We start from the raw sequence: 24,373 nt of genomic DNA, 5'->3' as shown, positions 1-24,373 counted from the left end.
CGCCCCAGCCAACCAGGAGCCGCCGGTGGTCCGCGAACCATTTGCGGGCTGCGTCTCTCAGCTCATCGAGACGTGGTGTGGCTGGGGTGGGCCAGGCCGACGACCCCGCGCTGGAGCGACGCTCCCGTACGGACCGGCGTGGTCTGGCAGTGCTGTCGCTGCTGTCGTCGGGTGGGTTCTCGATCGTCTCGTTCGGCGGCGGCCTGGTGGGGTTCATGGTCCTCGGCGTCCTCGACGTGTTCGGGCCGTCTGGGAGGCCCGCTCCGCGCACGACCTCGGCGGCCCGCCGCACGTCCGGCGACCACAGGCCCCTGGCCGTTCGCGGCCGTGGCCGTGCTGCTCCCGCTGGTCCCCGCGGCCGTCAACCTCGCGCGGCCATGCCGCTGTGGATCGGCCCCAGAGGCGCGATCGAGGAGTTCGTCGCCGAGTTCGCCGGGTACCAGGTCGCCCTGCTGTGGCCGGCCACGGACCTGCTCGTCGGCGTCGGCGCACCCGCCGCGCCGGTCGCGGTCGAGGTCGAGGCCGTGCGCCGGACCAGAGGGGTGCTGCGCGGCACGACGTACACGCTGGCCCTGGCCGGAGGGGAAGGGCGACAAGGTCGTCACCTACCGCAGGCCTCCGAAAGGCGCGGTCCGCGGCCCGGTCGGCTAGGGAACGTGCGGGTACGCTGCGGGTAAAAAACCGTGTCGATTCTCCATGATTCGGAAATCCTGGGAAGTTTCGTTATAGCTGGCTGGTTGCCGGAGATATCCAATCGATAAGAGAAGTGCCGGTCCGGGAAAATCGTCCGGCACGCGATATACGGGGGAATCAATGACGATCCGCCAGTACCTCGGACTCGGATTCCGACCAGCGTACGACCCCTACCCGCACCCGGGAGGTCGTGGCGGCTCCGACAGCTCGCGGAGTGCTCGCCGCCGCAGGCGTCGCCGCTGACGACGTCGCCCGCCCGGGAGGGTCCGGGAAAGCACAACATGACGTAGCCAGGACGACGCGAGTGCGGCGACACTCGACGCCGCCCTGGCATGCGCCGTGTCAGGGGGAAGCGACATGGCACGCACCAACGACGACGTGGCCGCCGTGCTGGAGGAGTACGCTGACCTGCTGGCCATCACCGGCGCAGAAGACTTCAAGATCCGCGTTTACCAGAAGGCGTCCCGCTCCATCGGCGCGTACCCCGCCGACATCGCCGATTACGACGCCACCGCCCTCAAACAGATCCCCAACGTGGGCGAGTCGATCGCCGGCAAGGTCGCCGCGTACCTGCGTACCGGCAGCATGGCGAAGCTCGAGGAGTTGCGCGCCCGCATCCCCGCAGGAGTGCGCGCACTCACCCGCATCCCCACGCTGGGGCCCAAACGCGCGATGGCGCTGCACCAGAGCCTGGGCGTGGACTCGCCGGAGAGCCTGGAGGCCGCCATCCACGCCGGCGCGCTGGACGACGTGCCGGGGTTCGGCCCCAAGAGCGGGGAGAACCTGCTGCACGGCATCGCCCTGCTGCGCCAGGCCGCCGAACGTGTCCACCTCGGCGTGGCCATGCCGCTGGCCGAGGACATCGTGGCGGCGCTCCAGAAGGTGCACGGCTGCCGCCGCTGCGGCTACGCCGGGTCGCTGCGCCGCATGAAGGACACCATCGGCGACATCGACATCCTCGCCACCTCCAACCGCCCCAAGGCGCTCATGTCCGCCTTCGTCGCCCTGCCCCAGGTCACCGAGGTGATCGTGCGCGGCGACAAGAAGACCTCCGTCAGGACGGAACAGGGCCTCCAGGTCGACCTCCGCGTCGTGCCCCCGGCCGCTTGGGGCGCGGCCATGCAGTACTTCACCGGCGCCAAGGCGCACAACATCCGCACCCGCGAGATCGCCGGTCACCACAAGCTCAAGCTCTCGGAGTACGGGCTGTTCGACGCCGGCACCGACGAGCTGGTCGTCTCCAAGACCGAGGAGGAGGTCTACCGGCGGCTCGGCCTGCCCTGGATCCCGCCTCCCTTGCGCGAGGACACCGGCGAGATCGAGGCCGCGCTGGCCGGCCGGCTGCCGGACCTGGTGACCGAGAACGACGTGCGCGGCGACCTGCACACCCACACCGACCTCACCGACGGCCTGGCGTCGCTGGAGGAGATGGCGGCCGCCGCCGCGGAACGCGGCTACGCGTACTACGCCGTCAGCGACCACGGGCCCGACCTGTTCATGCAGCGGATGACCCTGGACAAGGCCCGCAGCCAACGCGAGCGGCTGCGCGAGCTGGACGAAACCTGCCCGGTCAGGCTCCTGCACGGCGTCGAACTCAACATCGGCCCCGACGGCGACGTGGACTGGCCGGCCGACGTGCTGGCCGAGTTCGACGTCTGCGTCGCCTCCGTGCACTCGCATTTCGACCTGCCCCGCGACCGGACGACCAGGCGACTCGTCCGCGCCGCGGAGAACCCGTGCGTCAACGTCATCGGCCATCCCAGCGCCCGGCTGATCGGCCGCCGCCCGCCGATCGACGCCGACTGGGAGGCCGTCTTCGAGGCGTGCGCCCGCACCGGGACCGCGCTGGAGGTCAACGCCTTCCCCGACCGCCTCGACCTGGCCGCCGATCTGGTCAGGCGGGCCAGGCGGCAGGGCGTGAAGTTCGCCGTCGACAGTGACGCCCACGCCGTCGGCCACCTGGCGAACCTCCGCTACGGCATCGGCGCCGCCCAGCGCGGCTGGCTGACCGCCGACGACGTGATCAACACCTGGCCGCTCGACCGGCTCACCGCTTTCCTGCGCAAGGAACGGACGCTGACCCCCGCCTGAGCGGCCTCACGGCGACAGCGTGACGCCGAACGTCGTACAGACCAGATCCGCGAAGGCGGAGGCGGCCGACGTGAGCCGCCTGCCGGACGGCGCGACCAGCGACACGCCCCACGGCGGCAGACCGGCCACGCGCCGCCACACCAGCCCCCGCGCCCGCCTGACGTGGGATCTGGGCACGATGGCGACGCCGAACCCGGCACGGACCAGCTCGGCGCACGTCATGATGTCGGCCACCTCCACCGCGACGCTCCGGCGCACGCCCGCCTCCCGGAACGCCTCGTCGGTCAGCGCCCGGGCGCCCCAGCCCTCCGGGAAGTCGACGAACGCCTCCCCGTCCAGATCGGCGATCCGCACCTCCCCGTCGGGCAGGCGGTGGTCCGCCGGCGCCGCCAGCACGATCGGTTCGCGGGCCAGCTCGGCCACGCGCAACCCGTGCGCCCACGCCGGCGGCACCCACGCGAACGCCAGGTCGAGGTCGCCGTCGCGCACCTGACGGGCGAGAGTCAGGGAACCGCCCGGAGCGGGCCGGGGCTCGATGACCACACCGGGATGCGCGCGGTGGAACTTCGTGAACAACGTGCCGGCGTCGATGAGGGCCAGCGACTGCATCATGCCGATCCGGAGTCGCCCCCGCACCACGCCGCGAACGGCGGCCACCTCGTCCCTGGCGGCCTCGACCTCCCGCAGGACCCGCAGGGCGGCGGGGAGCAGCGCCTCACCCGCCTGGGTCAGCCGCACGCCGCGACTCGTCCGCTCGAACAGCGCGGCGCCCAGGTCCTTCTCCAGTTTCCTGATCGACACCGACAGGGCCGACTGCACGAGGTTGAGCCGCTCGGCCGCCCTGGTGAAGCTCGAATGCTCGGCGAGCACCACGAAGTGCTCGAGTTGCCGCAACTCCATCGGTATTCCCCGAATCGATGGCAGCGATCGAAGGTCTTCGTTGGACAGCATAGCTCGGCGGGGCGAAAGTGAACATGCTGGTCACCGGGCCCCTACGGGGCCATGCGGCGGCCAGGACGCGTACGAGCCACACGACTCCTCGAACGGGAGTGACGACACATGAATCGGCTTGCCCCGAAGATCGGGGCGATCTTCTACATCCTCTGGGGCCTGGTGCACATCAACGCGGCCTACGCCCTGCTGACGCTCGGGTGGTCGCTCGATCCGGGCATGGTGCAGGCCCGCGTCTTCCAGGACGCGTGGAACATCCTGGCCGGCGCCGTCGTCGCGATCATCGTCGGCGCGGTGATGAACTGGCGCAACTCCAGGGCGGGCTTCTGGATCAACCTCGTCCTGGTGTCCCTGCTCGACACGGCGTTCGTGCTGTTCGTCCTCGTGCCGGGCTACGCGCCACTGTGGCCGGGGCTGCAGGGCCCGATCGCGTGGGTGATCGCCGCGGTCTTCAGCGCCGTGGGCGTCCTCGCCGCCCGCCGGGAGGACACGCCCGGCCCCGCCCCCTCCTACGGCCGCGCCGCGCGCACGTAGTACAGCAGGTACGGCAGCTCGCCCTCCGACTCCACCTGGAACCCGGCGTCGACGATCAGCGAGCCCAGCACGTCGCGGAGGTCGCACTCCGTCGGCCCGAGACGGCCGGCGAGCGGGCGGGACTCGACGACGAGCAGCCGCCCTCCCGGCCGCAGCACCCGGTACATCTCGCCCAGCGCCTCCGGCCGGTCGTCGGCGGGGATGTGGTGGACGACCAGGGTGGCGGTCACCGCGTCGAACGATCCGTCGGGGAACGGCAGGGTCTGGGCGCCGCCGAGGACGTACCTGCAGTTGCCGCGGGCGCGGGCGGCGGCGTACTGGATCATCGCGGGGGAGGGGTCGAGGCCGGTCACCTCGCCCGCGGGCCCGGCCACGGGGGAGAGGATGCGGGTGAGGTAGCCGGTGCCGCAGCCCACGTCGAGGATGCGGTCCCCGGCGCGCGGCCGGACCATGGCGGCCAGCCGGGTGAACACCGCGCGGCGCGCCCCCAGGAACCACACCGCGGCGGACACCTCGTACGCGAGCGGGTGGTCGATCGTGCCGGTGTGGTGGCGCGGCAGCCGTACGTGCCCCATGGGGTCATTCCTATCCCGGGCGCGGTCCGGCGGACGCGACCTTGACCTCGGCACGGGACGCCCTTGAACGCACGCCGTCCCCGGTCCGCCGGAGCGGGGCCGGGGACGGCGTGTCCGGTCGACCCGGGACGGTCAGTGGCGCACGGCGCCGTAGTCGTGGGCGATGGGGGCGCGGTTGAGCAGCGCGGTGTACAGCTCCTCCCACAGCGGCATGACGACCTGCGGCGTGTAGCCGCGGGCGGTCTCCGCGGCCGCGGCGCCCATGCGCCGGCGCAGGTCGGCGTCGCTCATCACCTGCGACAGCGCCTCACCGAGCTTCGGAACGTCGCGCCGCGGCACCAGCAGGCCGTCCTTGCCCGGCGTCAGCACGTCGGCCGGACCGGTCGGGCAGTCGAAGGCGACGATCGGCAGGGCGTGGCCCATCGCCTCGATCATCGCCATCGGCAGCCCCTCCATCCGGGAGCTCAGCGCGTAGATCGACGCCTTGGCGAGCTCCTCGTGGAGGCGGTCGCTGCGCCCCATGAGCGTGATGCGATCGCCCATCTCCTGCTTGTCGATGCGGTTCTGCAGCTTCTGCTGGAGCGGTCCGGTGCCGAAGATCTGCAGCTTCCACTCGGGGTGGGCCTGCGCGATCGAGGCGAAGGCCGGGATGAGCATGTCGAAGCCCTTCTGGGGCACCAACCGGCCGGCCGCGATGACGATCGGGTTGCTGTGGTCGGAGTGCTTGCGGTGCTCCATCGGCACGGCGTTCGGGATGCGGACGATCGGCATGTCCTTGAAGATCGCGCGGTATTCCTTGCGACTGGTCTCCGTCAGCACCGCGACCGCGTCGAAGCTGCCGTAGTAGCGGGTGATGTGCTCGCGCACGGCCGGATGGTACGAGGCCAGGTTCATGTGCTCCTGCGCCACCCGGACGGCCTTGCTGGAGCCCCGGCGGGCCGAGATCAGGTTGAGCGCCGGGCGGGTGGTCACCAGGATGCCGTCCTGGACCGAGGACACGTAGTCGATCAGCGCGCTCTCCACCCGCTGGGTGAAGTAGTGGGCCGCGAACTCGCCGTACGGCACGATCTTGCCGCGGGCGCGCCGCCACACCTTGCGGGCGAAGGAGTCGGGCACCACGCCGTCACGCTGGTCGACCAGCGCCCACACCTTCACCCGTTCGTCGATCTCGAACTGCGGCTTGGTACGGCGGCGCACCGCGCTGACGATCTCGACGTCGTGGCCCGCCTCGGCCATCGCGTTGGCCTGGTTGACGACCGTGCGGATCGTGCCGCCCATGCCGTAGGCGTGCACCAGCATGTAGCGGATCTTCATGGCAGGTACTCCCAGGTCTGGCACATGGGCTTCAGCACCTCGGGGATCTCGTCCGGCGACGGCAGGTCGCGGCCCGGCTGGACCTCGCCCGAACGGATCTTGTCCTTCCAGTCGCCGAGCCCCTTCGTCACGACGTCGGGAGTGCCGTAGGTGAGCATCTCGGGGGCCCAGTCGATGCCGAGGAACTCGCAGATGCTGCGGGCGGTCTTCTCCGGCTCGCCGGTCAGGTCCTCGTACCGCACGGTCAGGCCGGGCAGCGCCTTCCTGGCGCGCTCCACGGCCTTCATGTAACGCAGCGCGTCGGTCGCGGCCTCCTCCGGCGTGCGCTTGTCGGGGCTCGCCTCGTGCCACGACGTCGCGATCGAGGCGGGGTGGCGCAGCAGGAAGATGTAGCGCGCGTCCGGCCAGCACGCCGCGATGCGGTCGTAGGCGAAGGCGTTGGCCGGCGTCTTGTCGACGATGTAGCGCTTTCCGCTGCGTACCAGCTCGCGGTGGAGCACGCGGTCCCACAGCAGGTGTTCGAGGTCGGCGCGGTTGTGGCCGAGGGCGGCCATCGCTCGTTCCGCCAGCCCGGTGCCGAAGTCCACGCTGAGCCTGCGGACGTGCAGCTCGTGCGGGGCGTGCAGGTCGGGGTGGGCGTTCATCATCGAGCGCAGCAGCGTCGAGCCCGACCGCACGGGGGAGATGACGAACACGGGGGCGGTGAGCAGGCGATCGGCCTCTGGGTCGGCCGGTGGCCGGAACGACACCTCGGCGGGCTTCTTCTTCGGCGCCGGCCGTTCTGGCACGACCTTTCCGCTTTTTCCTACTCGTTCGATTCGGAAACCCGCGTACTTGGCCAGCGCGCCGCTGACTCTACGCTGCCACATCATGATGGGCGAGGGTACCGCCAGTTTCTGGAGATTGACTGAGAATCGGCCCCGAGATGTCGAGATAGTGTCCAGAGTCACGCCGCACGCGACACATCACACTACTCCGATACGCTGCGTAACCATCGCGACCCCCCTTTAAACCCCCTTTACGGTCGTCGGGCCGCCCGAGGGAGCGTCATGGAAGATTCTGTGAGGTTACTGTGCGGGATGACCTGTGTGAACACGCCTCGGAAGAGGGGTGACCAGGAGGTTCCCCCGGAAAAGCGGCGTAAAGTGTGTTGCCGCAGTCACCGAGCCGACCGCTGAGGAGCGTCTGCACGTATGTCCGCGACATCCCCAGAAGACCGCCCCCAGCCGCCTGACGGAGGCGGCGTGGCACGGGTGCGCGGTAACGACTACCGGGTCCTCCAGCCGCCGGAGCACTTCACACCCGAGCTGCGGGTCAGCGTGATCATCCCGGCCTACGGCGGGCAGCGGAAGCTCGACCTGGTGCTGCAGGCGCTGGCGCGGCAGACGTACCCGGCGGAGCTGACCGAGATCATCGTGGTCGACAACGGCAGCGTGCCGCCGCTGCGGCTGCCGCAGGGCGTGGACGCCCGCCTGGTCCTGTGCGAACAGCCCGGCCGCGCCTGCGCCCGCAACGCGGGCCTGGCGGAGGCCACGGGCGACGTCATCCACTGGCTCGACTCCGACGTGGTGCTCACCCCCGGGGCCATCGAGGCGCACATGCGCTGGCACCACACCGCTCCCTACCTGTCCGTCACCGGCTTCATCAGGTTCACCTCGGCCGAACCGCCCGAGGTGCTGCCCGACGACCTGGAGGCGGCGTTCGAGCCGGCCGAGCCGCACGCCTGGCTCGTCCGCCTGGTCGAGCGCACCGATGGCCTGGTCCGCGGCACGCAGCGGCCGTTCAGCCTGCACGTGGGCGGCGCCACCTCCGTCAGCGCCCGCCTGGTGGAGCTGGCCGGCCCCATGGACGACGAGCTGATCCTCGGACAGGACACCGAGATGGGCTACCGCCTCGCGCAGGCCGGCGCGGTCTTCATCCCCGAGCCGCGGGCCCGCGCCTACCACCTGGGCCCCACCATGCGGATGCGTGAGCAGAAGCGCATCGACCGGGTCAGCCACGCGTTCGTGGCCGACCGCATCCCCGCCTACCAGTGGCTGCGCACGCACCCGGACCGGCAGTGGAAGATCCCGTACGTGACCGCGGTGGTCGACGGCACCGCCGGCTACGACAACGTCCGCGCCACCGTGGACGCGCTGCTCGCCGGCACGACCGGCGACCTGTCCGTGGTCGTGGTCGGCCCGTGGGACAAGCTCGACCGCGACCGCCGCGCCCCGCTCAAGGACCCGGACCTGGAGCTGGTGCTGGTCCACGGCCACTACGAGCACGAGAGCAGGATCCACCTCGCCACCACGGAGGAGGTGCACCCGTCCGTGCCGTTCGTGCTGCGCGTACCGGCCGGCTGGGTGCCCGGCGAGGACACCGTGAGCCGGCTGCTCAACGTGGCCAAGGCCGACGAGGCGGGGCTGGTCGGCGTGCTGCTGGAGGAGACGCCCGAGGGCGTCACCGTGGCGCGCCTGGAGCGTGTGTCGTCCTTCGCCCGGGCCCGCCTCGTCGCCCGGCCCGGCGAGCCGCTCGACGACGTGGTGGACGAGGTCTCCGCCGTCCGGTGGGTGGAGGGGGAGACGTACGGGTTCGGCCGCGAGCCGGTCGAGCTGCTCGGGCGGCGCGCGGCGTACCGGGCCAGGACGGAGGCCAGGGCCGAGGCCGACCGCCTGGCCAAGGAGAACGAACGGCTGCGCGCCCAGGTCGCCAAGTGGCGCGACGAGGCGGGCCGCTGGCGCAAGAGCGCCGTCGAGCTGCGCCGCGAGGTCGGCACGCTGCGCCGCGACCTGCACGCGGCCACCCGCGCCGCCCAGACGGCCGCCAAGACCGGAGTGCGCTTCAAGCTCCCCGGCAGGGTGAAACGCGCCCTGCGCCGCGCGACCGGCCACTGACCGCCCCGGGCCGAACGAGCGCCCCCTTGCCGGCGGCTCATCGACCGTCTGATGCGGAAGCTACGGCACCGGCGCGGCGGCCCTCCGTTCGCCGGGCGGTGTCCCGGCGTCCGCGGGGCGTCCGGTCTGGGTGCGGTACCAGCCGAGCGAGCCGGTCAGCCGCGCGGCCAGCCGCGTGTCGCCCAGGCTCACGGCCGCCTCCAGCGCGGCGCGCAGGTTGGCGGTCTCGGCGTCCAGCCGCCGCACCCAGCGGTGCCGGGCCGGCCCGCTCCGGTACGTCTCCGCGCACTCCGCGAACTGCGTGTAGTACATGGCGTACCGGTGCAGGACGCCGTCGTGCTCGCCGGCCGCACGCAGCCGCTCCAGCCCGTACGCCGCCACGGACTCCAGCAGCCGGTACCGCTCGCCGGTCCGCACGACCAGGGACCGGTCGACCAGCCGCGCGAGCAGCCCGGCGACGTCGGCGGGGTCGAGGTCCCCTCCCGCGCCGGGTCCGGCCGGGTCGAGCAGACCGGCCGGATCGCCTGGGATCGGCGCGGGTGCCGCGCACACCCGCTCCGCCGCCTCCAGGGTGCACCCGCCCACCTGGACCGCCAGGCGGCGCAGCACGACGCGTTCGGGCTCGGTCAGCAGCTCCCAGCTCCAGTCGAGCGCCGCCCGCAGCGTGCGCTGGTGCGCCGGCCCGGCTCGCCGCCCGGCCGACAGCAGCCGGAAGCGGTCGTCGAGCCGGTCGGCCACGGCGCGCACGCCCAGCGCCCGCACCCGGGCCGCGGCCAGTTCCAGCGCCAGCGGGAGGCCGTCGAGGCGGCGGCAGATCGTCTCGACGGCGCCGGCCTGCGCGGCCGTCACCGCGAAACCCGGCAGCGCGTCACGGGCGCGGGCGGCGAACAGCCGCATCGCCGCCTCGACGTCCAGCGGCGGCACCTCCCGCACGACCTCGCCGGCGACGCCCAGCGGCTCCCTGCCGGTGGCGATGACGCTCAGCCCGGGCCCGGCGCGCAGCAGCAGCGCGGTCAGCTCGGCCACCGGCTCCACGACGTGCTCGCAGTCGTCGAGGACCAGCAGCGCCCTGCGGCCGCCGAAGGCCGTGGCGATCAGCCGGTCGGGGCCGGTCACGCCGTCGTCGCGCAGTCCGAGGGCCGCCGCGACCGCCTCGGCCGTCTCCGGCCCGGACCCGGCGCGCACGGACGACAGCTCCACCAGGTACGCGCCGCCGGGGAATCCACCGCTCAGCCGGCGGGCGGCCTCCAGCGCGAGCCGGCTCTTGCCCACCCCGGCGGGGCCGGTGAGCGTCACCAGCCGCGCCGTACCCGGCAGGGCGAGCAGCTCGGCGAGCAGGTCGTCCCGGCCGATCAGCTCGGTGAGCGGCTCGGGCAGCCGGGCCGGCGCGGGCGAAGGAGGGCCCGCCGGGCGGCGCAGCTCGGGACGCTGCTCCAGGATCGCCTGGTGCAGCGCGACGAGCTCGGGCCCTGGGTCGAGGCCGAGATCGTCGCGCAGCCGGGCGCGGAAGGCCCGGTAGACCTCGAGCGCCTCCGCCTGCCGCCCTGACCGGTAGAGGGCGCGCATGAGCAGGCCGTGGAAGCGTTCCCGCGCCGGGTGCTGGGCGGCCAGCTCGGTCAGCTCGCCGATCTGGGAGGCGTCCTGGCCCAGCGCCAGCCGTACGTCGGCGTAGTCCTCCAGGACGCTCAGCCGCTGCTCCTCCAGCCGGGCGGCGGCGGCGCGCACCAGCGGCTCGGCGGGGAAGTCGGCGAAGGCCGGCCCGCGCCACCAGGCCAGGGCCTCGGCCAGCAGCCCGGCCCGCTCGCCCGGATCGGCGGCGGCCCGGGCCCGTGCGGCGGTCTCCAGGAAGCGGCGCGCGTCGGTGTCGCCGTCGAGCAGGTAGCCGGGCGGACGCGTGACGATCAGCTCCCTGGCCCCCGGCTCCGCTTCGTCGAGCGCCCGGCGCAGCTGCGACGCCTTCGCCCGCAGCGCCCCCAGCGGATTGCCCGGCGGCCGGTCGCCCCACAGGCCCTCGATCAGCCGCTCGGCCGCCACCACCCGCCCGTCGTGGGCGAGCAGGAACGCGAGGAGCGCCCGCACCTTCAGCTCGGGCACGCGGACGGGCCGGCCGTCACCGGTGGTCGCCTCGATCGGCCCGAGTACGGCGAAGCGCATGGACCTCACCCTAAACAGATCCGAATCAGACCGGAACGTCCCGACTCCACGCTGATCGCATGACGACCACTACGGAAACCACCCGGGGCGGGGCGCGCGCGTGGCTGGGCCTGTCCGTCCTCGCCCTGGCCACGCTCCTGCTCGCCGTGGACAACACGGTGCTCATGCTCGCGCTCCCGCACCTGGCCGCCGACCTGGACCCCAGCGCCACCGAGCTGCTGTGGATCACCGACGTGTACGGGTTCATGATCGCCGGCTTGATGATCGCCATGGGGGCGGCCGGCGACCGGATCGGCCGGCGGCGGCTGCTGCTGATCGGCGCGGCCGCGTTCGCGGCCGCCTCCATCGTGGCCGCCTACGCCACCTCGACCACGATGCTGATCGCCGCCCGCGCGCTGCTGGGCGTCGCGGGCGCCGCCATGGGGCCGTCGTCCCTGGCGCTGGTGGCCGGGCTGTTCGCCGACGCCAGGCGGCGGGCCCTGGCCATCGGCGTGTTCACCGCCTGCTTCATGGGCGGGGCGGCGGCCGGGCCGGTGATCGGCGGGCTGCTGCTGCAGCACTTCTGGTGGGGATCGGTGTTCCTCATGGCGGTGCCGGTGATGGTCCTCGTCGTGGCCGGTGGCCTGACCCTGCTGCCGGAGACGGCCGCGCGGGGCTCCGGCCGGATCGACCTGCTCAGCGTGGCGATGTCGCTCGCCGCGATCCTGCCGCTGGTCCACGGCCTGAAGGAGCTGGCCGACGACCCCGGGCGGCCGGTCGCGTACGCCGCGATCGCCGTCGGCCTGGGGTTCGGCGCGGCGTTCGTGCGGCGGCAGCGGCGGCTGGCGGAGCCGCTGGTGGACCTGCGGCTGTTCGGCAGCCGTACGTTCAGCGCCGCGCTGCTGATCCTGGCGCTCGCCATGGTGGTGCAGGGCGGCGTCTACCTGTTCGTCAGCCAGCACCTGCAACTCGTCGAAGGGCTCTCGCCGCTGGCCGCCGGGTCGTGGATGGCGCTCCCGGCCCTGGCCCTGGCCGCGGGCTCGCTGGCCACGCCGGTCCTGGCCGGCGTGTTCCGTCCGGGTCCGCTCGTCGGGACCGGGCTGGTCGTCTCGGCGGCCGGGTTCGCCGTGGTCGTGACGGGCGACGGCCTGGGCGCGCTGGTCACCGGCGTCACGGTCGGCTTCCTGGGCATGGCGCCGGTGGGCGCGCTGGGGCTCAACCTCATCGTCGGCTCGGCGCCGCGGGAGCGTGCCGGGTCGGCCTCCGCGCTGGCGGAGTGCGGCGGCCAGCTCGGCATCGCGCTGGGCATCGCGCTGCTCGGCAGCGTCGGCACGGTCGTCTACGGCGCCACGGTGCGTTCGCCGCAGGCGGGCGACTCGCTCGCCGAGGCGCTCGGCACCGCCGCCACCCTGCCGCCGGGCCCCGCCGCGGCGCTGGTGGAGCAGGCCCAGGCCGCCTTCGGCCAGGGCCTGCTCACCGTCGCGGCCGTGAGCGCGGTGGTGTCACTCGCGCTGGCCGTGGTCTCCATGTCGCTGCTGCGGCGCCTGCCCCCGGTCGGCCGTTAGCAGGCGGACGGGGCCGAACAGGCCGGTGGTGCGCTGGCCGGGGAAGACGAAGTGGGTGGGGCTCACCTCGTCCAGGTACGGCCCGAGCGTCCCGAGCACGAGGATCTCGACCGTGTTGACCCCTTCGTCCAGCTCCACGTCGAACGTGTACGGCGAGCACACCCGCACCCCGCACGCCCGCCCGTTCACCGTGACCTCCGCCGTGCCGCGGACCCGCCCCAGGTCGAGCCGGCCGGGCCCGGCCGACGCCGTGACGGCGGTGCGGTAACGCACGCCGCCGCTGTAGCCGGGCAGGCCGCGTTCCTCCCAGTCGCCGAGCCGCATCCGCCCCGGCCCGCAGGCGAACCGCACGGGCCCGCCGAACGCCGCGCCTCCCTGCGCGCCCGGCCGCGTGGCCACCCGCAGCTCGACGGTCCCCGCGGACAGGTCGCCGGCCACCTCGGCCGGCCCCGCGTCCACCGAGATCGCGCCCGGCGGCGGCTCCAGCAGGAACGTCTCCACCAGCGGGCGGGCGCCCGGCACCGCGAACGTCGCGGGCAGCGCGGTGGGCCGGCCGTCGAGCCAGCCGGCCTCCGGCAGCGGATGCGGGCGCGGCCGCAGGTAGAGGGCGGCGGGCTCGCCGTGCTGGCGGCGGCGTACCCGCGGGCGGGGCGACCAGCCGGGGCCGGAGACGGCCAGGCCGTCCACCAGCACCCAGCCGTCCGACTCGATGCGTACGGTGTTGTCGCCCGCGCGCAGCAGGCCGGAGACGTCGTAGCGGCGCACCCGGGGGATGTCCGCCTCCGCGTACGGGTCGAAGCCGCCCTGCCGGCCCGCCTCCACGCCGTTGACCAGCACCCGGCACGACGCGGTCGAGGCCACCTGCAACGGCTCGGCGGCGGCCGGGTCCCCGACCCGCACGGTCGTCTCCAGCGGCGCGCCGGAGATCCACTCGGGGCGGGCGGCGCCGGCCGGGTCGGCGACCAGGCAGACGTAGGCGCGCAGGTCGAGGTCCTCGTCAGGGGTGAGGATCAGCTCCAGCAGGTGCTCGCCGGGCGCGAGCGGCGCGCGCGTGACGGCGGCGTACCCGGGATCGTCAAGAAGCAACTCGGCGCCGTCGAGCCGCAGGGTCTTGGCCGCCCCCGCGCCCACGGCCAGCCACGCCCGCGGGCCCGGCGGCACGGTCAGCAGCGTGCGGAAGCAGGCCCGCGTGCCCGCCGCGACTCGGCCGAACGCCAGGAACTCCGCCGGCACGTGCCCCTTGGGACCGAGCGTGTCGCGGTGGACGGGGTCCTTGCGCAGCCCGCGCGAGGCCGACCAGACCGACGGCGTCCACGGGCCGTCGCCGACCCGCTGCTCGCCGTGCGGCCCGAACGTGACGTGCACCGGCTCGCCGTCCGGCGTCCGCAGCGTCCAGCGTTCGACGCCCGCCCCGCCGCCGAAGTCGGACCACGTGTCGTCCAGGGTGGGCACCAGCTCGACGTCCCACTCGTCCCCGAGATCGCTCTCCACGGGGTACGCGGGCTGCGGCGGCGCCGGCTCGGCCTCGGTGCCGTCGAAGACCAGCAACGCGGCCGGCCCGTCGTCGAACGGCACCACGACCTCCACCGTGTCGCCGTCGCGGGTGTGCGGCAGCGCCACCGGCTCGCCGCCGCCGAAGAGGCGGGCCAGGCGCGGCGTGCCCGAGACGCCCCGGACGGTGACGCGCATGTCGCGGACGTAGCGGGCGGGGTCGAAGTCGATGGAGGCGTCCAGCCAGCCCAGCTCCACACCGCGCTCGTCCGGGCGGCCCACGCCGATCCTGCTCGCCATCGGGTGCGTCGCGGTCAGGAACACCAGCGTGGTCCCGTCGGTCTCGCGCACCAGCGCCGGCACCGGAGCCTCCACCCGGCGCGGCAGGTCCGCCAGTGCCTCGCCCAGCGCGGCGGGCGAGCCGGCGTACCGGACCCGGTCGTGCTCGACGGGCCGCGTGCCGACCGTGACGACCAGCCCGCCGGCCGCGGCGAACTCCGCGAGCCGGGCCGCGACGTCCGCGTCCAGCTCCGTGACGGCGGGCAGGATGATCGCGCGGTACGCCTCCGCCGCGACCGTCAGCCGCCCGTCCTCGACGGTCGCGCGCCGCACCGAGTCCTCGTCGATCACGTCGGCGTCCAGGCACAGCCGGTCCAGCACGCCCGGTTTCGTGGCGAACCACGCCATGTCGCCCACGATCTCGCGGTAGACCTCCTGCGCCCGCGCGGCGTCCGCTCCCACCGATACCGGGCCGGTGCCCGCCTGAGCGGTGGCCGTCGGCAGCAGCACGGCCACGTCGCAGGCGTGCCGCCCCTGCGACAACACCGCGCACAACCGGGTGACGGCGTCGGCGAACACCCGGTGGTGGCGCCAGTACGGCTGTCGCCAGTCGGTGGACGGCGGCGCCCACTCCCACCAGCCGCGCCGGGTCGTGTAGTAGACCGCGTGCGGGTTGTACAACGTCGCCCCCGCGCGCAGCCACGGCAGCAGCCAGTCGAACGTCTCCTCCAGCGTGCCGCCCCAGCCGCTGGAGTGGAACGCCTCGATCCACGTGCGCGGCCGGCCGTACAGGTGGGCGAGGGAGGCGTGCAGGCGGGCGTCGCCGTGGTGGTCGGAGCCGGGCGCGCCGAACCAGCGGTGGGTGCGCGCGTAGTCGGCGTACAGTTGCACGCCCTCCACGGGGTGCCCGGCGCGCGCCGGGTCCTGCTGGTCGCAGCCGTTGACCAGGCCGTGCCGCTCGTGCCACTCCGCCAGCGGCCGGAAGAACGCCTCCTCGGCGAGCTCCGCCCGCGTGCGCTGGTAGGCGAGCCAGTCGGGCTCGTCCAGCGAGAACGCCTCGCCCCGCCGGGTCAGGTGCTCCTCGGCGAACCGCGCCGACCACGTGGGCAGCGTCGGCAGCTCGTCCTGGAACGATCCGGCGATCACCCGGCCGAACCAGTGCCCCACCCGCCGTTCGAACTCGCCGTGCACCCGATCCAGCAGCACCGCGCACGCCTCACGCGACAGGTAGTCGAAGCCGCGCCGCGTCACCGAGCCGTCCGGCGCCAGCCACTGGCCGGCGAACTCCGGGCGTTCCACCACGAGCCGGGCCTGCAGGTCGGCGCCCGAGAAGCCCAGCTGGTCGTAGAACCACAGGTACGCCCCCAGCTCGTACGCGTCCGCGCACACCCCGTCGAGCAGCTCCCACCACGCCTCCGACAGGAACGGCGGGTCGTCGGCGTCCGCGCCGAAGCCCGGCCCCGACGGCGCCAGGTTGAGGATGACGAGGTTGCGCACCCCGCCCGCCACCAGGCGTTCCAGCTGCCAGCGCAGCCGGTCGCGGCGCAGCGGCTCGCCGCTCCACCACCAGATCGCCGCCGGCGAGTACGCCGCGGGCGGCTCCCGCAGCAGGTCGAAGACGTTCACCCTTTGAGTCCGCTCGCGAAGCCCTTGATGACGTAACGCTGCAGCGCCAGGAACACCAGCACGATCGGCACCGCGCCGAGCACGAGACCGGCGAAGACCAGGCCGTGCTGGGAGACGTACTGGCCGACGAAGGCGAAGACGCTGACCGGGACCGTCTCGTAGCCGGAGCCGCCGAGGTAGACCAGCGGCGTGAAGAAGTCGTTCCAGATGAAGACGGCGTTGAGGATCAGCACCGTGCCGGTGATCGGCCGCAGCAGCGGGAAGACGACCCGGGTGAACGCCACGAGGTGCGAGGCCCCGTCGATCTGCGCGGCGGCGGCGTACTCGCGGGGCAGCGCCCGGATGAACCCGGTGTAGAGGAAGACGGTGAACGGCAGCTGGATGCCCGTGTAGAAAAGGATCATCCCGGCATGGGTGCCGATCAGCCCCAGGTCGTTCACCAGCTGGTAGAGCGGGATCATGCCCAGCTGGAACGGCAGCACGATGCCCAGCAGGAAGAGCACGTACAGGCCGTAGCCGAGCCGGGTCCGCACCCGGGCCAGAAAGTACGACGCGAACGAGCCCAGCGCGATGAGCGCCACCAGGCTGACCACCGTGATCACCGTGCTGTTCACCAGCGACGGGCCGAGCGCCGCCGCCGTCCACGCCTCGGCGAAGTTCGCGAACGTGGGCGGGTCCGGCAGCGCCAGCGGCGACTGCGAGATCTGCGCCGGGTCCTTCAGCGACAACGACACCAGCGCGTAGACGGGGAACAGGAACGCGACCGCCACCGCGATCATCACGATTTCGAGGAGGAACGTCCTTTTCACGCGGTCACCTCACGGCTGCGCAGGTAGTACACCTGGACGAGGGAGACGGCGGCCACGAACAGGGCCAGCACCAGCGCGATCGCCGTGCTGTAGCCGAACTTGCCGAACACGAACGCCTGCTTGTACAGCACCGTCGAGAGCGTCTCCGTGGCGTAGCCCGGGCCGCCGTTCGTGGCGGCGAAGACCTGGTCGAACAGCTTGAGCCCGCCGATCGTCGAGAGCATCAGGTTGATCGTCAGCGCGGGCGCGAGCAGCGGCCAGGTGACGAAGCGGAAACGCTGCCACGTGCCCGCGCCGTCGATCTTGGCGGCCTCGTGCAGCTCCGGCGGCACGCCCTCCAGACCGGCCAGGAAGATGACCATGGAGTATCCGGCGTTCTGCCAGATGACCATGCCGGCGATCGACCACAGCGCGACCGACGGGTCGCCCAGCCAGTCCACCCGCACGCCGAGCAGCCCGTTGAGGCCGGAGGACGGGTCGGGGTTGTAAAGGTACTTCCACAGGAACGCCACCATGACCGGGCTGACCACGACCGGCGCGAAGAACACCACCCGCAGCAGCGCCCGGCTCCTGAGCCGCACGTGCACGCCGAGCGCCAGCAGCAGCCCGACGGCGTTCTGCACGACGACGATGGCCACGGTCAGCAGCAGCGTGTTGACGATCGAGCCGAGCGCCTGCTCGTCACCGAGCAGCGTGCGGAACTGGGCCAGGCCCACGAACGACATGTCCTCGCCGATGCCGCTCCAGTCGGTGAACGCGTACACCACGCCGCTCACCGCCGGGTAGAGCACCACCACCGCGTACACCACGAGGGCGGGCGCGGCGAACAGCCACGGCGGGCTGGTCACGCTGAATCGCCGCCGGGAGGCCCGCGCGGGCCGGGCCCGGTGGGCCGTCACGGGTGTCACTTCTGGTACGCCTCGTCCATCTTCCGCAGCGCCTCGTCAATGGTCGACTCGCCGGCCAGCAGCTCCTGGATCACCGCGAAGTGCACCGGCTGCACCTCGGCGTTCGGCCAGCGCTGGTCCATGAACGGCACCGCGCGGTCCTTGGTGAACGGCAGGAACGACTCCACGGCCGGGTCGATGGTGGAGGCGGCGTCCTGCACGAGCGGGATGGCGGCGATGGCCTTCGCCCAGGCGTTGATGTTCTCCTGCTTGCCGAGGAAGTCGATGAACGCCTTGGCCTCCTCGACGTTCGCGCCCTTGGCCCCGGCGCCGAGCCCGACGACGACGCCGGCCGGGATCCACACGCCCGCCGCGTCGTCGGCCCCCGGCACCGGGAACATCGACAGGTCGTCAGGGGTGGAGGCGGCCTTGCGGAAATCCGGCAGCACGGCCGAGACCTGCACGGCCATCGCCGCCTTGCCGGTCGCGACCATGGACGTCTGCTGCTCGAACGTGGTGCCGTTCGGGTTGTCGTTGAAGAAGCCGCGCTTCTGCAGCTCCAGGTACATCTCCATGGCCTCGCGCCAGCCGGACTGCGCGAAGCTCGCCTGCCCGGCGAGCTGCTTGTCGTCGAACGACGGATCCTTGGCGTAGACGGTGGAGGGCACCAGCGCGTACGTGATGAGCTGGGTCACCCACGGCGTCTGCGCGCCCAGGGCGATCGGCACCACGCCGGCCTTCTTCAGCCGGTCGCAGACCGACAGGAACTCGCTCCACGTGGTCGGCGGCGCCTCGACGCCCGCCTGCTCGAACGCCTTCTTGTTGTAGACGGCGCCGATGACCGACGAGCCCGCCGAGTAGATGTAGGTCTTGCCGTCGAGCTGGAAGGCGGGCCTGAAGCCCTCGGGGATGGTCCGCGTCCACGCCTGCGCCGACAGGTCCGCCAGCAGCCCGGCCTCGGCGATCTGCGACATCGACATCGCGCTGCCGCTGCCGGGGTAGACGACGTGCAGGTCGGGGGCGTTGCCGGCGCCGAGCTGGGTGCGCACCGAGGTCTGCACCTGGTCGGTGGGGGCGTACGACGCGGTGATCCGCACCGCCGGCTTCGCCTGCCGGTAGGCGGCCACGAGCTGGTCCATCGGGGTCTTCTGGTCGGACACGCCGATGAACTTCAGCTCCGTCGTCGCCTGCCCGCCGCCCGACGGGGTGCTCGTCTGGGGCCGGGTGGAGCAGGCGGTGGCGAACGCGGCCGCGCCCAGGCCGCCCATCATGCGCAGGAACTGGCCCCGAGACACCCGGGCGTCGTGCAGCAGGTCGGTCATTGTGTCTCCTCGGTCGTTCGGAAGGTGTGATCCCCCGAGAGAACCTGGTGGGCCCGCCCGCCGGCACGCCGTGCCGCGACTGGCGTCCGTCCCGGGACACGGCGACGGCCCGGCTCCGATGCGAACGTTTTAATGCCTGCGGTCCGCATCTCGGTGGTGAGCGCCACGCCCACCTCCCTTTGAAAAGGGTTTGTTAACTTAACAATCAAACTTGTTAAAACTGATAGATGGGGGGAGAGTACGAGTCGCCCAAGATGGGTGTCAAGGGTTACGATTCGCTGCCGTCCGAGTGAGGTGGAGAACCAGGTGAATTCGCGGCCGCACACCTCGAGCAGGTCAGCGCGCTGGCACGGCATGGCCGAGCACATCGTGCGTCAGGGCTCCGCGTCCGTCACCGAGCTCGCCGAGAGCTTCGGCGTGAGCGTGATGACCGTCCACCGCGACCTCGACGAGCTGGAGCGCCAGGGGATGGTGCGCAAGGTCCGCGGCGGGGCCACCGCGCAGGCCAGCAACGTGTGGGAGAGCAACATCGCCTACCGGCTCAAGGCCCACACGGCGGAGAAGGACGCGATCGCGCGCGTGGTGGCCCGGATGATCGAGCCCGGCAGCTCCGTCATGCTCGACGACTCCACCACGGCGCTGGCCGTGGCGCGGCAGCTGCACGAGCTGGCCCCGCTGACCGTGGTGACGAACTTCCTGGAGGCGATCAGGCTGCTGGCCGGCCACCCCGACATCCGGCTCATCGCGCTCGGCGGTGAATATCACGCCTCACATGACTCTTTTCTCGGCCTCGGCTGCGTGGACGCGGTCGAGGCGGTCAGCACCGACGTCGTCGTGGTCTCCACCTCCGCCATCTCCGAGAAGTACGCCTTCCACCAGGAGCAGGAGATCGTGCTGGTGAAACGGGCGATGCTGCGCTCGGGCGGGCGCCGGATCCTGGCGGTGGACGGCTCGAAGCTGGCCCGGGTGGCGCTGCACCGGGTGGCGCCGCTGAGCGACTTCGACGTCGTCGTGGTCGACGCGAACGCCCCCGCCGACCTCCTCAAGCGCCTGCGCGACCACCACGCCCACGTCGAGGTCGCCCAGATGTGAACCCGTGACGCCCACGTCCCCCGCCCGGCCGCTTCGGGGTGATGTAACGCAAGAAGATGTTATTTGTAACTTGCATCTTGTTAAGACGTTGCCTGCTTGCTACAAAGTGAGGGCTTTCGCCCCCCACCTTAGGAAGCAGGCATGGACCGTCCCTCGCGACGTACGTTCCTCGGGCTCGGCGGCTCCGCACTGGCCGTAACCTTCACCACAGCCTTCACCACCAACCTGGCCGACCCCTGGACCGCACGTGCGGCCGTGAAGGGCGACTACCCCTTCCGGCTCGGCGTGGCCTCCGGCGACCCGCTCTCCGACCGGGTCATCCTCTGGACGCGCCTCGCGACCGACCCCCTGGAGCCGCTCGGGGGGCTCCCGTTCGGCAAGATCAAGGTCGAGTGGGAGATCGCCGAGGACGAGACGTTCACCCGGCGCGCCCGGCGCGGCACCACCTGGGCCCATCCTGAGTACGGCCACTCCGTGCACGTGGACGCCAAGGGGTTGGAGGCCGGCCGCGAGTACTTCTACCGGTTCCGCGCCGGCGGCGAACTCAGCCCCACCGGCCGCACCAAGACCGCACCCGCCGCCGGCAGCAGCCCCGAGTCGATGCGGCTCGCGTTCGCCTCGTGCGCGGCCTGGCAGGACGGCTACTACACCGCCTACCGCCACCTCGCCGAGGAGGAGCCCGACGTGGTCTTCCACCTCGGCGACTACCTCTACGAGTTCGGCATCCTGCCGATGGGCGGCAACCGCAACACCCCTGTTCCCGAGCAGTTCCGGGTGCAGTGCGACACCCTCGACCGCTTCCGCATCCAGTACGGCCTCTACAAGAGCGACCCCGACCTGCAGGCCGCCCACCACCGGGCGCCGTGGATCGTCACCTGGGACGACCACGAGGTGCTCGACAACTGGGCCGGCCCCTACGGCCCCGGCGGCGAGGTCACCGAGGAGGACTTCCTGGTCATCCGGGCCAACGCCTTCCGTGCGTACTGGGAGAACATGCCCATCCGGGTGCCCGCGCCCGAGGGGCCGGACGCGCGGATCTATCGCCGGTTCACCTTCGGCGACCTGGCCGAGTTCAACGTGCTCGACACCCGCCAGTACCGGGACGACCAGCTCTGCGGCGACGGCCAGCAGATCGGCTGCGACGACCGCCTCGACCCGGCCCGCCAGATGCTCGGCGCCGAGCAGGAGAAGTGGCTGCTCGACGGCCTCGGCGCCTCCCGCGCCAGGTGGAACGTGCTGGCCCAGCAGATCGCCATGATGCAGCTCGACTTCGCGCCCGGCCCCGAGCAGCAGCTCAGCATGGACCTGTGGGACGGCTACAAGGCCGCCAAGGACCGCCTGCTCCAGGGCATGATCGACCGCGAGGTGAGCAACCCCGTGGTGCTGACCGGCGACATCCACTGCAACATGGCGGGCGACCTGAAGGAGAACTTCGACGACCCGTCCTCCCGGACCGTCGGCGTGGAGCTCGTCTGCACGTCCATCAGCAGCGGCGGCAACGGCAACCCGAACCAGGGCATCCCGCCCGGCGGCGCCGACCCCCTCAACCCGCACCTGAGGTTCTCCAGCTACGAGCGCGGCTACGTCTCCTGCGAGGTCACCCGCGACCGGTGGCGCTCCGACTTCAAGGTCGTCCCCTACGTGAACCGGCCCGGCGCCCCCATCTCCACCAGGGCCAGCCTGGTCACCCTCGACGGCGCCCCCGGCGTCAACGTGCTCTGAGGAAGGAGCGATCATGCGTACCCTCACCGCCGCGCTGGCCGTCGCCGCCGTCGCCACGCTCACCACCGCCGCCGCCTGGGCCCCGGACCCCGAGCCGCCGTCCTCGGTGTCGGTCAAGGTCAAGCCGGGCTCCTCCCGGGGCACCGGCAAGCTCATCCCGGTCGCGGGCGCCGAGCGCCTCGTCGCGCCGCTCGGCGTCGACCCCGCCTGCCCCGCCAAGATCGACATCGGGATGCGCAGCGACGCCGAGAAGGCCGGCTTCGCCACCATGAACGTCGAGATCGACGCACCGCTCACCGCCTCGCGCACGATGCTGACCAGCTACCTGCCGCCCGGCCACGAGGTCCGCGCGAAGCTGCTGGTCGCCGTCCCGCCGGGCACCGAGCAGGGTGAGTACGGCCTGCGCCTGCGCACCCCCGCCCAGACCCTGTCCGTGCCGGTCGAGGTCGTCACCGTGGACGAGCTCGAGAACGGCGGCAACCTCGCGCTGCGCCGCCCGGTCACCGCCTCCTCCCAGCACGCCGGCGCCAACTACCCGCCGTGCAGCGTCGTCGACGGCGACCGTTCCTCCAACGGCTGGGCCGGCGGCAACGGCTGGAACGACGCCACCGGCCGCGCCTGGCCCGACACCGTGGCGATCACGCTCGGCGGCGCCAAGCAGATCTCGCGGGTGGACCTGTACACGCTCGACACCGAGCGCTACCCGGCCGGCACGTACGGGCTGCGCGACTGGGACGTCCAGGCGCAGGTGGGCGGCCAGTGGCAGACCGTCGCCCAGGTGCGCGGCAACACCGCGGGCGAGGCCCGCTCGGAGTTCGCGCCCGTCACCGCGGACGCCGTCCGCGTCGTGGCGCTGGCCTCGAACGGCGCCAACGACTACACCCGCATCATCGAGGTCGAGGTCCGCTGACCGAAGGAGGTTCGTCATGAGCACGTTCACTCGCATCACGCCGCCCCGCGTCAAGGTGGGGCTGGTCGCCGGGGGCCTGGGGGCGTACTGGCCGCAGTTCCCCGACCTGCTGCCGCAGCTCCAGCGCTCGGCCGCGCGCGTGTCGGAGCGGATGCGCGAGTTCGACGCGGAGATCGTGGACGTCGGGTTCATCTCCGACGCCCAGGAGGGGGCCCAGGCCGCGGAGAAGCTGCGGGAGGCGGGCTGCGACCTCATCGTCGGCTTCCTGACCACGTACATGACGGCCACCATGCTCGCGCCCATCGCGCAGCGCAGCGGCGCGCCCATGCTGCTGATCAACCTGCAGCCGACCGAGTCGATGGACCACGCCACGTTCGACACCGGCCAGTGGCTCGCCTACTGCGGGGCGTGCCCACTGCCGGAGATGGCCAACGCCTTCACCCGGCTCGGCATCGCGTTCCGCTCGGTGTCGGGGTACCTGGAGGACGAGCGGGCGTGGACGAAGATCGGCCGCTGGGTGCGGGCGGCGGGCGTGCGCGCCGCGCTGCGCCGCGGCCGGCACGGCCTCCTGGGCCACCTCTACCCGGGCATGATGGACGTCGCCACCGACCTCACCCTCGTCAGCGCCAACTTCGGCGGCCACGTGGAGGTGCTGGAGTTCGACGACCTGCGGGTACGCGTCGAGAAGGTCACCGGCGACGAGGCCGCCGAGCGGGTCAAGCTGGCCCGCGATGTCTTCGAGCTGGCCGACTCGGTCGACGAGGACGACCTGGAGTGGGCGGCCCGCGTGTCGGTCGGCCTGGACCGGCTGGTCGAGGACTTCGAGCTGGACAGCCTCGCGTACTACCACCGCGGCCTGGACGGCGAGATCCACGAACGGCTCGGCGCGGGCATGATCCTCGGCGCGTCCCTGCTCACCGCGCGCGGCATCCCGGCCGCCGGCGAGTACGAGTTGCGCACCAGCCTCGCCATGCTGATCATGGACCGGCTGGGCGCGGGCGGTTCGTTCACCGAGTTCCAGGCGCTCGACTTCCACCGCGGCCACGTGGAGATGGGCCACGACGGCCCCGCCCACCTGGCCATCAGCGCGCGCAGGCCGCTGCTGCGCGGCCTCGGCGTCTACCACGGCAAACGCGGGTGGGGCGTGTCGGTGGAGTTCGACGTCAAGCACGGGCCCGTCACCGTGTTCGGGCTGCGGCAGGCGCGCGACGGCCGCTACGGCTTCGTTGTCTCGGAGGGCGAGGTCGTGGACGGCCCCCATCTCCAGATCGGCAACACCACGTCGCGGGTGGACTTCGGCTGCGACCCGGGGGAGTGGACCGACGCCTGGAGCGCCACCGGCATCTCCCACCACTGGGCCCTCGGCACCGGCCACCGCGCCGCCGACCTCCAAGCCACCGCCGACCTCCTCGGCGCCGACCTCACCCTCGTCCAGCCCTGACCCTGCCCCGGGGCCACGCCGGTTCTTCCGGTACGCAGGCGATCGGCTCGGTCGGAAGGCCG

18 protein-coding genes are annotated in these 24,373 nt (G+C 72.5%); 9 read left to right on the top strand and 9 right to left on the bottom strand.

Going from position 1 to position 24,373, the window contains the following annotated elements; translation table 11 throughout:
* Positions 1–77: 77 nt before the first annotated feature.
* Entirely contained in the window at positions 78–677 is a 600-nt protein-coding gene (locus tag C1J01_RS07515) for a hypothetical protein (protein WP_146615487.1), read from the top strand.
* Positions 678–1,050: 373 nt separating this feature from the next.
* Positions 1,051–2,784, top strand: a complete 1,734-nt coding sequence (polX, locus tag C1J01_RS07510) for a DNA polymerase/3'-5' exonuclease PolX (RefSeq protein ID WP_111177439.1) — start codon at positions 1,051–1,053, stop codon at positions 2,782–2,784.
* Positions 2,785–2,790: 6 nt separating this feature from the next.
* Here polX and C1J01_RS07505 read toward each other — a convergent pair whose 3' ends face one another.
* Positions 2,791–3,684, bottom strand: coding sequence for a LysR family transcriptional regulator (locus C1J01_RS07505; RefSeq protein ID WP_181448618.1), 894 nt, complete (start codon positions 3,682–3,684; stop codon positions 2,791–2,793).
* Between the two features lie 159 nt (positions 3,685–3,843).
* Here C1J01_RS07505 and C1J01_RS07500 point away from each other — a divergent pair, with 159 nt between their 5' ends.
* Entirely contained in the window at positions 3,844–4,269 is a 426-nt protein-coding gene (locus C1J01_RS07500; protein ID WP_111177435.1) for a hypothetical protein, read from the top strand.
* On the opposite strand, the gene C1J01_RS07495 is transcribed toward C1J01_RS07500, so the two are convergent.
* From C1J01_RS07495 to C1J01_RS07485, 3 genes are all read right to left on the bottom strand, one after another.
* A complete protein-coding gene (locus tag C1J01_RS07495; RefSeq protein ID WP_111177433.1) occupies positions 4,245–4,844 on the bottom strand; it encodes a class I SAM-dependent methyltransferase in 600 nt (199 codons plus the stop codon). The genes C1J01_RS07500 and C1J01_RS07495 overlap by 25 nt on opposite strands.
* Before the next feature lie 132 nt (positions 4,845–4,976).
* Positions 4,977–6,158, bottom strand: a complete 1,182-nt coding sequence (locus C1J01_RS07490; protein WP_111177431.1) for a glycosyltransferase family 4 protein — start codon at positions 6,156–6,158, stop codon at positions 4,977–4,979.
* The gene (locus tag C1J01_RS07485) at positions 6,155–6,946 is read right to left on the bottom strand and encodes a sulfotransferase family protein (RefSeq protein ID WP_235854308.1); all 792 of its coding nucleotides are present in this window, start codon (positions 6,944–6,946) and stop codon (positions 6,155–6,157) included. The genes C1J01_RS07490 and C1J01_RS07485 overlap by 4 nt, the downstream gene beginning before the upstream one ends.
* 456 nt (positions 6,947–7,402) lie before the next feature.
* On the opposite strand from C1J01_RS07485, the gene C1J01_RS07480 reads away from it, so the two are divergent.
* Positions 7,403–9,034: a glycosyltransferase gene (locus tag C1J01_RS07480; RefSeq protein ID WP_235854307.1), complete on the top strand. Its 1,632-nt coding sequence runs from the start codon at positions 7,403–7,405 to the stop codon at positions 9,032–9,034.
* 60 nt (positions 9,035–9,094) lie between these two features.
* Here the strand turns inward: C1J01_RS07480 and C1J01_RS07475 are convergent, their stop codons facing one another.
* Positions 9,095–11,188: an ATP-binding protein gene (locus tag C1J01_RS07475; RefSeq protein WP_111177425.1), complete on the bottom strand. Its 2,094-nt coding sequence runs from the start codon at positions 11,186–11,188 to the stop codon at positions 9,095–9,097.
* Between the two features lie 59 nt (positions 11,189–11,247).
* Between C1J01_RS07475 and C1J01_RS07470 the strand changes: the two genes are divergently transcribed.
* Complete coding sequence (locus tag C1J01_RS07470; RefSeq protein WP_111177423.1) at positions 11,248–12,732, top strand: MFS transporter; 1,485 nt, start codon at positions 11,248–11,250, stop codon at positions 12,730–12,732.
* Here the strand turns inward: C1J01_RS07470 and C1J01_RS07465 are convergent.
* The 4 genes from C1J01_RS07465 to C1J01_RS07450 are packed head-to-tail and all read right to left on the bottom strand — an operon-like array spanning position 12,670 to position 19,146.
* The gene (locus C1J01_RS07465) at positions 12,670–16,128 is read right to left on the bottom strand and encodes a hypothetical protein (protein WP_111177421.1); all 3,459 of its coding nucleotides are present in this window, start codon (positions 16,126–16,128) and stop codon (positions 12,670–12,672) included. The two genes, C1J01_RS07470 and C1J01_RS07465, sit on opposite strands and share 63 nt — an antisense overlap.
* Positions 16,125–16,937, bottom strand: coding sequence for a carbohydrate ABC transporter permease (locus tag C1J01_RS07460; protein WP_235854306.1), 813 nt, complete (start codon positions 16,935–16,937; stop codon positions 16,125–16,127). Before C1J01_RS07460 ends, C1J01_RS07465 begins: the two co-directional genes overlap by 4 nt.
* Positions 16,934–17,836 carry a carbohydrate ABC transporter permease gene (locus C1J01_RS07455; RefSeq protein ID WP_235854305.1) on the bottom strand — a complete coding sequence of 301 codons (903 nt, stop codon included), beginning with the start codon at positions 17,834–17,836 and terminating at the stop codon, positions 16,934–16,936. The genes C1J01_RS07460 and C1J01_RS07455 overlap by 4 nt, the downstream gene beginning before the upstream one ends.
* A gap of 5 nt (positions 17,837–17,841) precedes the next feature.
* Positions 17,842–19,146 (bottom strand): ABC transporter substrate-binding protein, encoded by a 1,305-nt coding sequence (locus C1J01_RS07450; RefSeq protein WP_111177417.1) that lies wholly within the window; start codon positions 19,144–19,146, stop codon positions 17,842–17,844.
* 306 nt (positions 19,147–19,452) lie between these two features.
* Here C1J01_RS07450 and C1J01_RS07445 point away from each other — a divergent pair, with 306 nt between their 5' ends.
* The 4 genes from C1J01_RS07445 to C1J01_RS07430 all read left to right on the top strand — a co-directional run bounded on the left by C1J01_RS07445 (position 19,453) and on the right by C1J01_RS07430 (position 24,311).
* Positions 19,453–20,238 carry a DeoR/GlpR family DNA-binding transcription regulator gene (locus C1J01_RS07445; protein WP_111177479.1) on the top strand — a complete coding sequence of 262 codons (786 nt, stop codon included), beginning with the start codon at positions 19,453–19,455 and terminating at the stop codon, positions 20,236–20,238.
* A gap of 141 nt (positions 20,239–20,379) precedes the next feature.
* Entirely contained in the window at positions 20,380–21,960 is a 1,581-nt protein-coding gene (locus tag C1J01_RS07440; protein WP_111177415.1) for an alkaline phosphatase D family protein, read from the top strand.
* A gap of 13 nt (positions 21,961–21,973) precedes the next feature.
* Positions 21,974–22,870, top strand: coding sequence for a discoidin domain-containing protein (locus C1J01_RS07435; RefSeq protein WP_111177413.1), 897 nt, complete (start codon positions 21,974–21,976; stop codon positions 22,868–22,870).
* 16 nt (positions 22,871–22,886) lie between these two features.
* A complete protein-coding gene (locus C1J01_RS07430; RefSeq protein WP_111177411.1) occupies positions 22,887–24,311 on the top strand; it encodes an L-fucose/L-arabinose isomerase family protein in 1,425 nt (474 codons plus the stop codon).
* The last annotated feature ends 62 nt before the right edge of the window (positions 24,312–24,373 follow it).

The sequence above is a fragment of the Nonomuraea aridisoli genome, from assembly GCF_003236395.1.
Taxonomy (GTDB): Bacteria; Actinomycetota; Actinomycetes; order Streptosporangiales; family Streptosporangiaceae; genus Nonomuraea; species Nonomuraea aridisoli.
The sequence above is the reverse complement of the archived record's forward strand: the minus strand, read 5'-3'. Positions and strand labels throughout refer to the sequence as shown.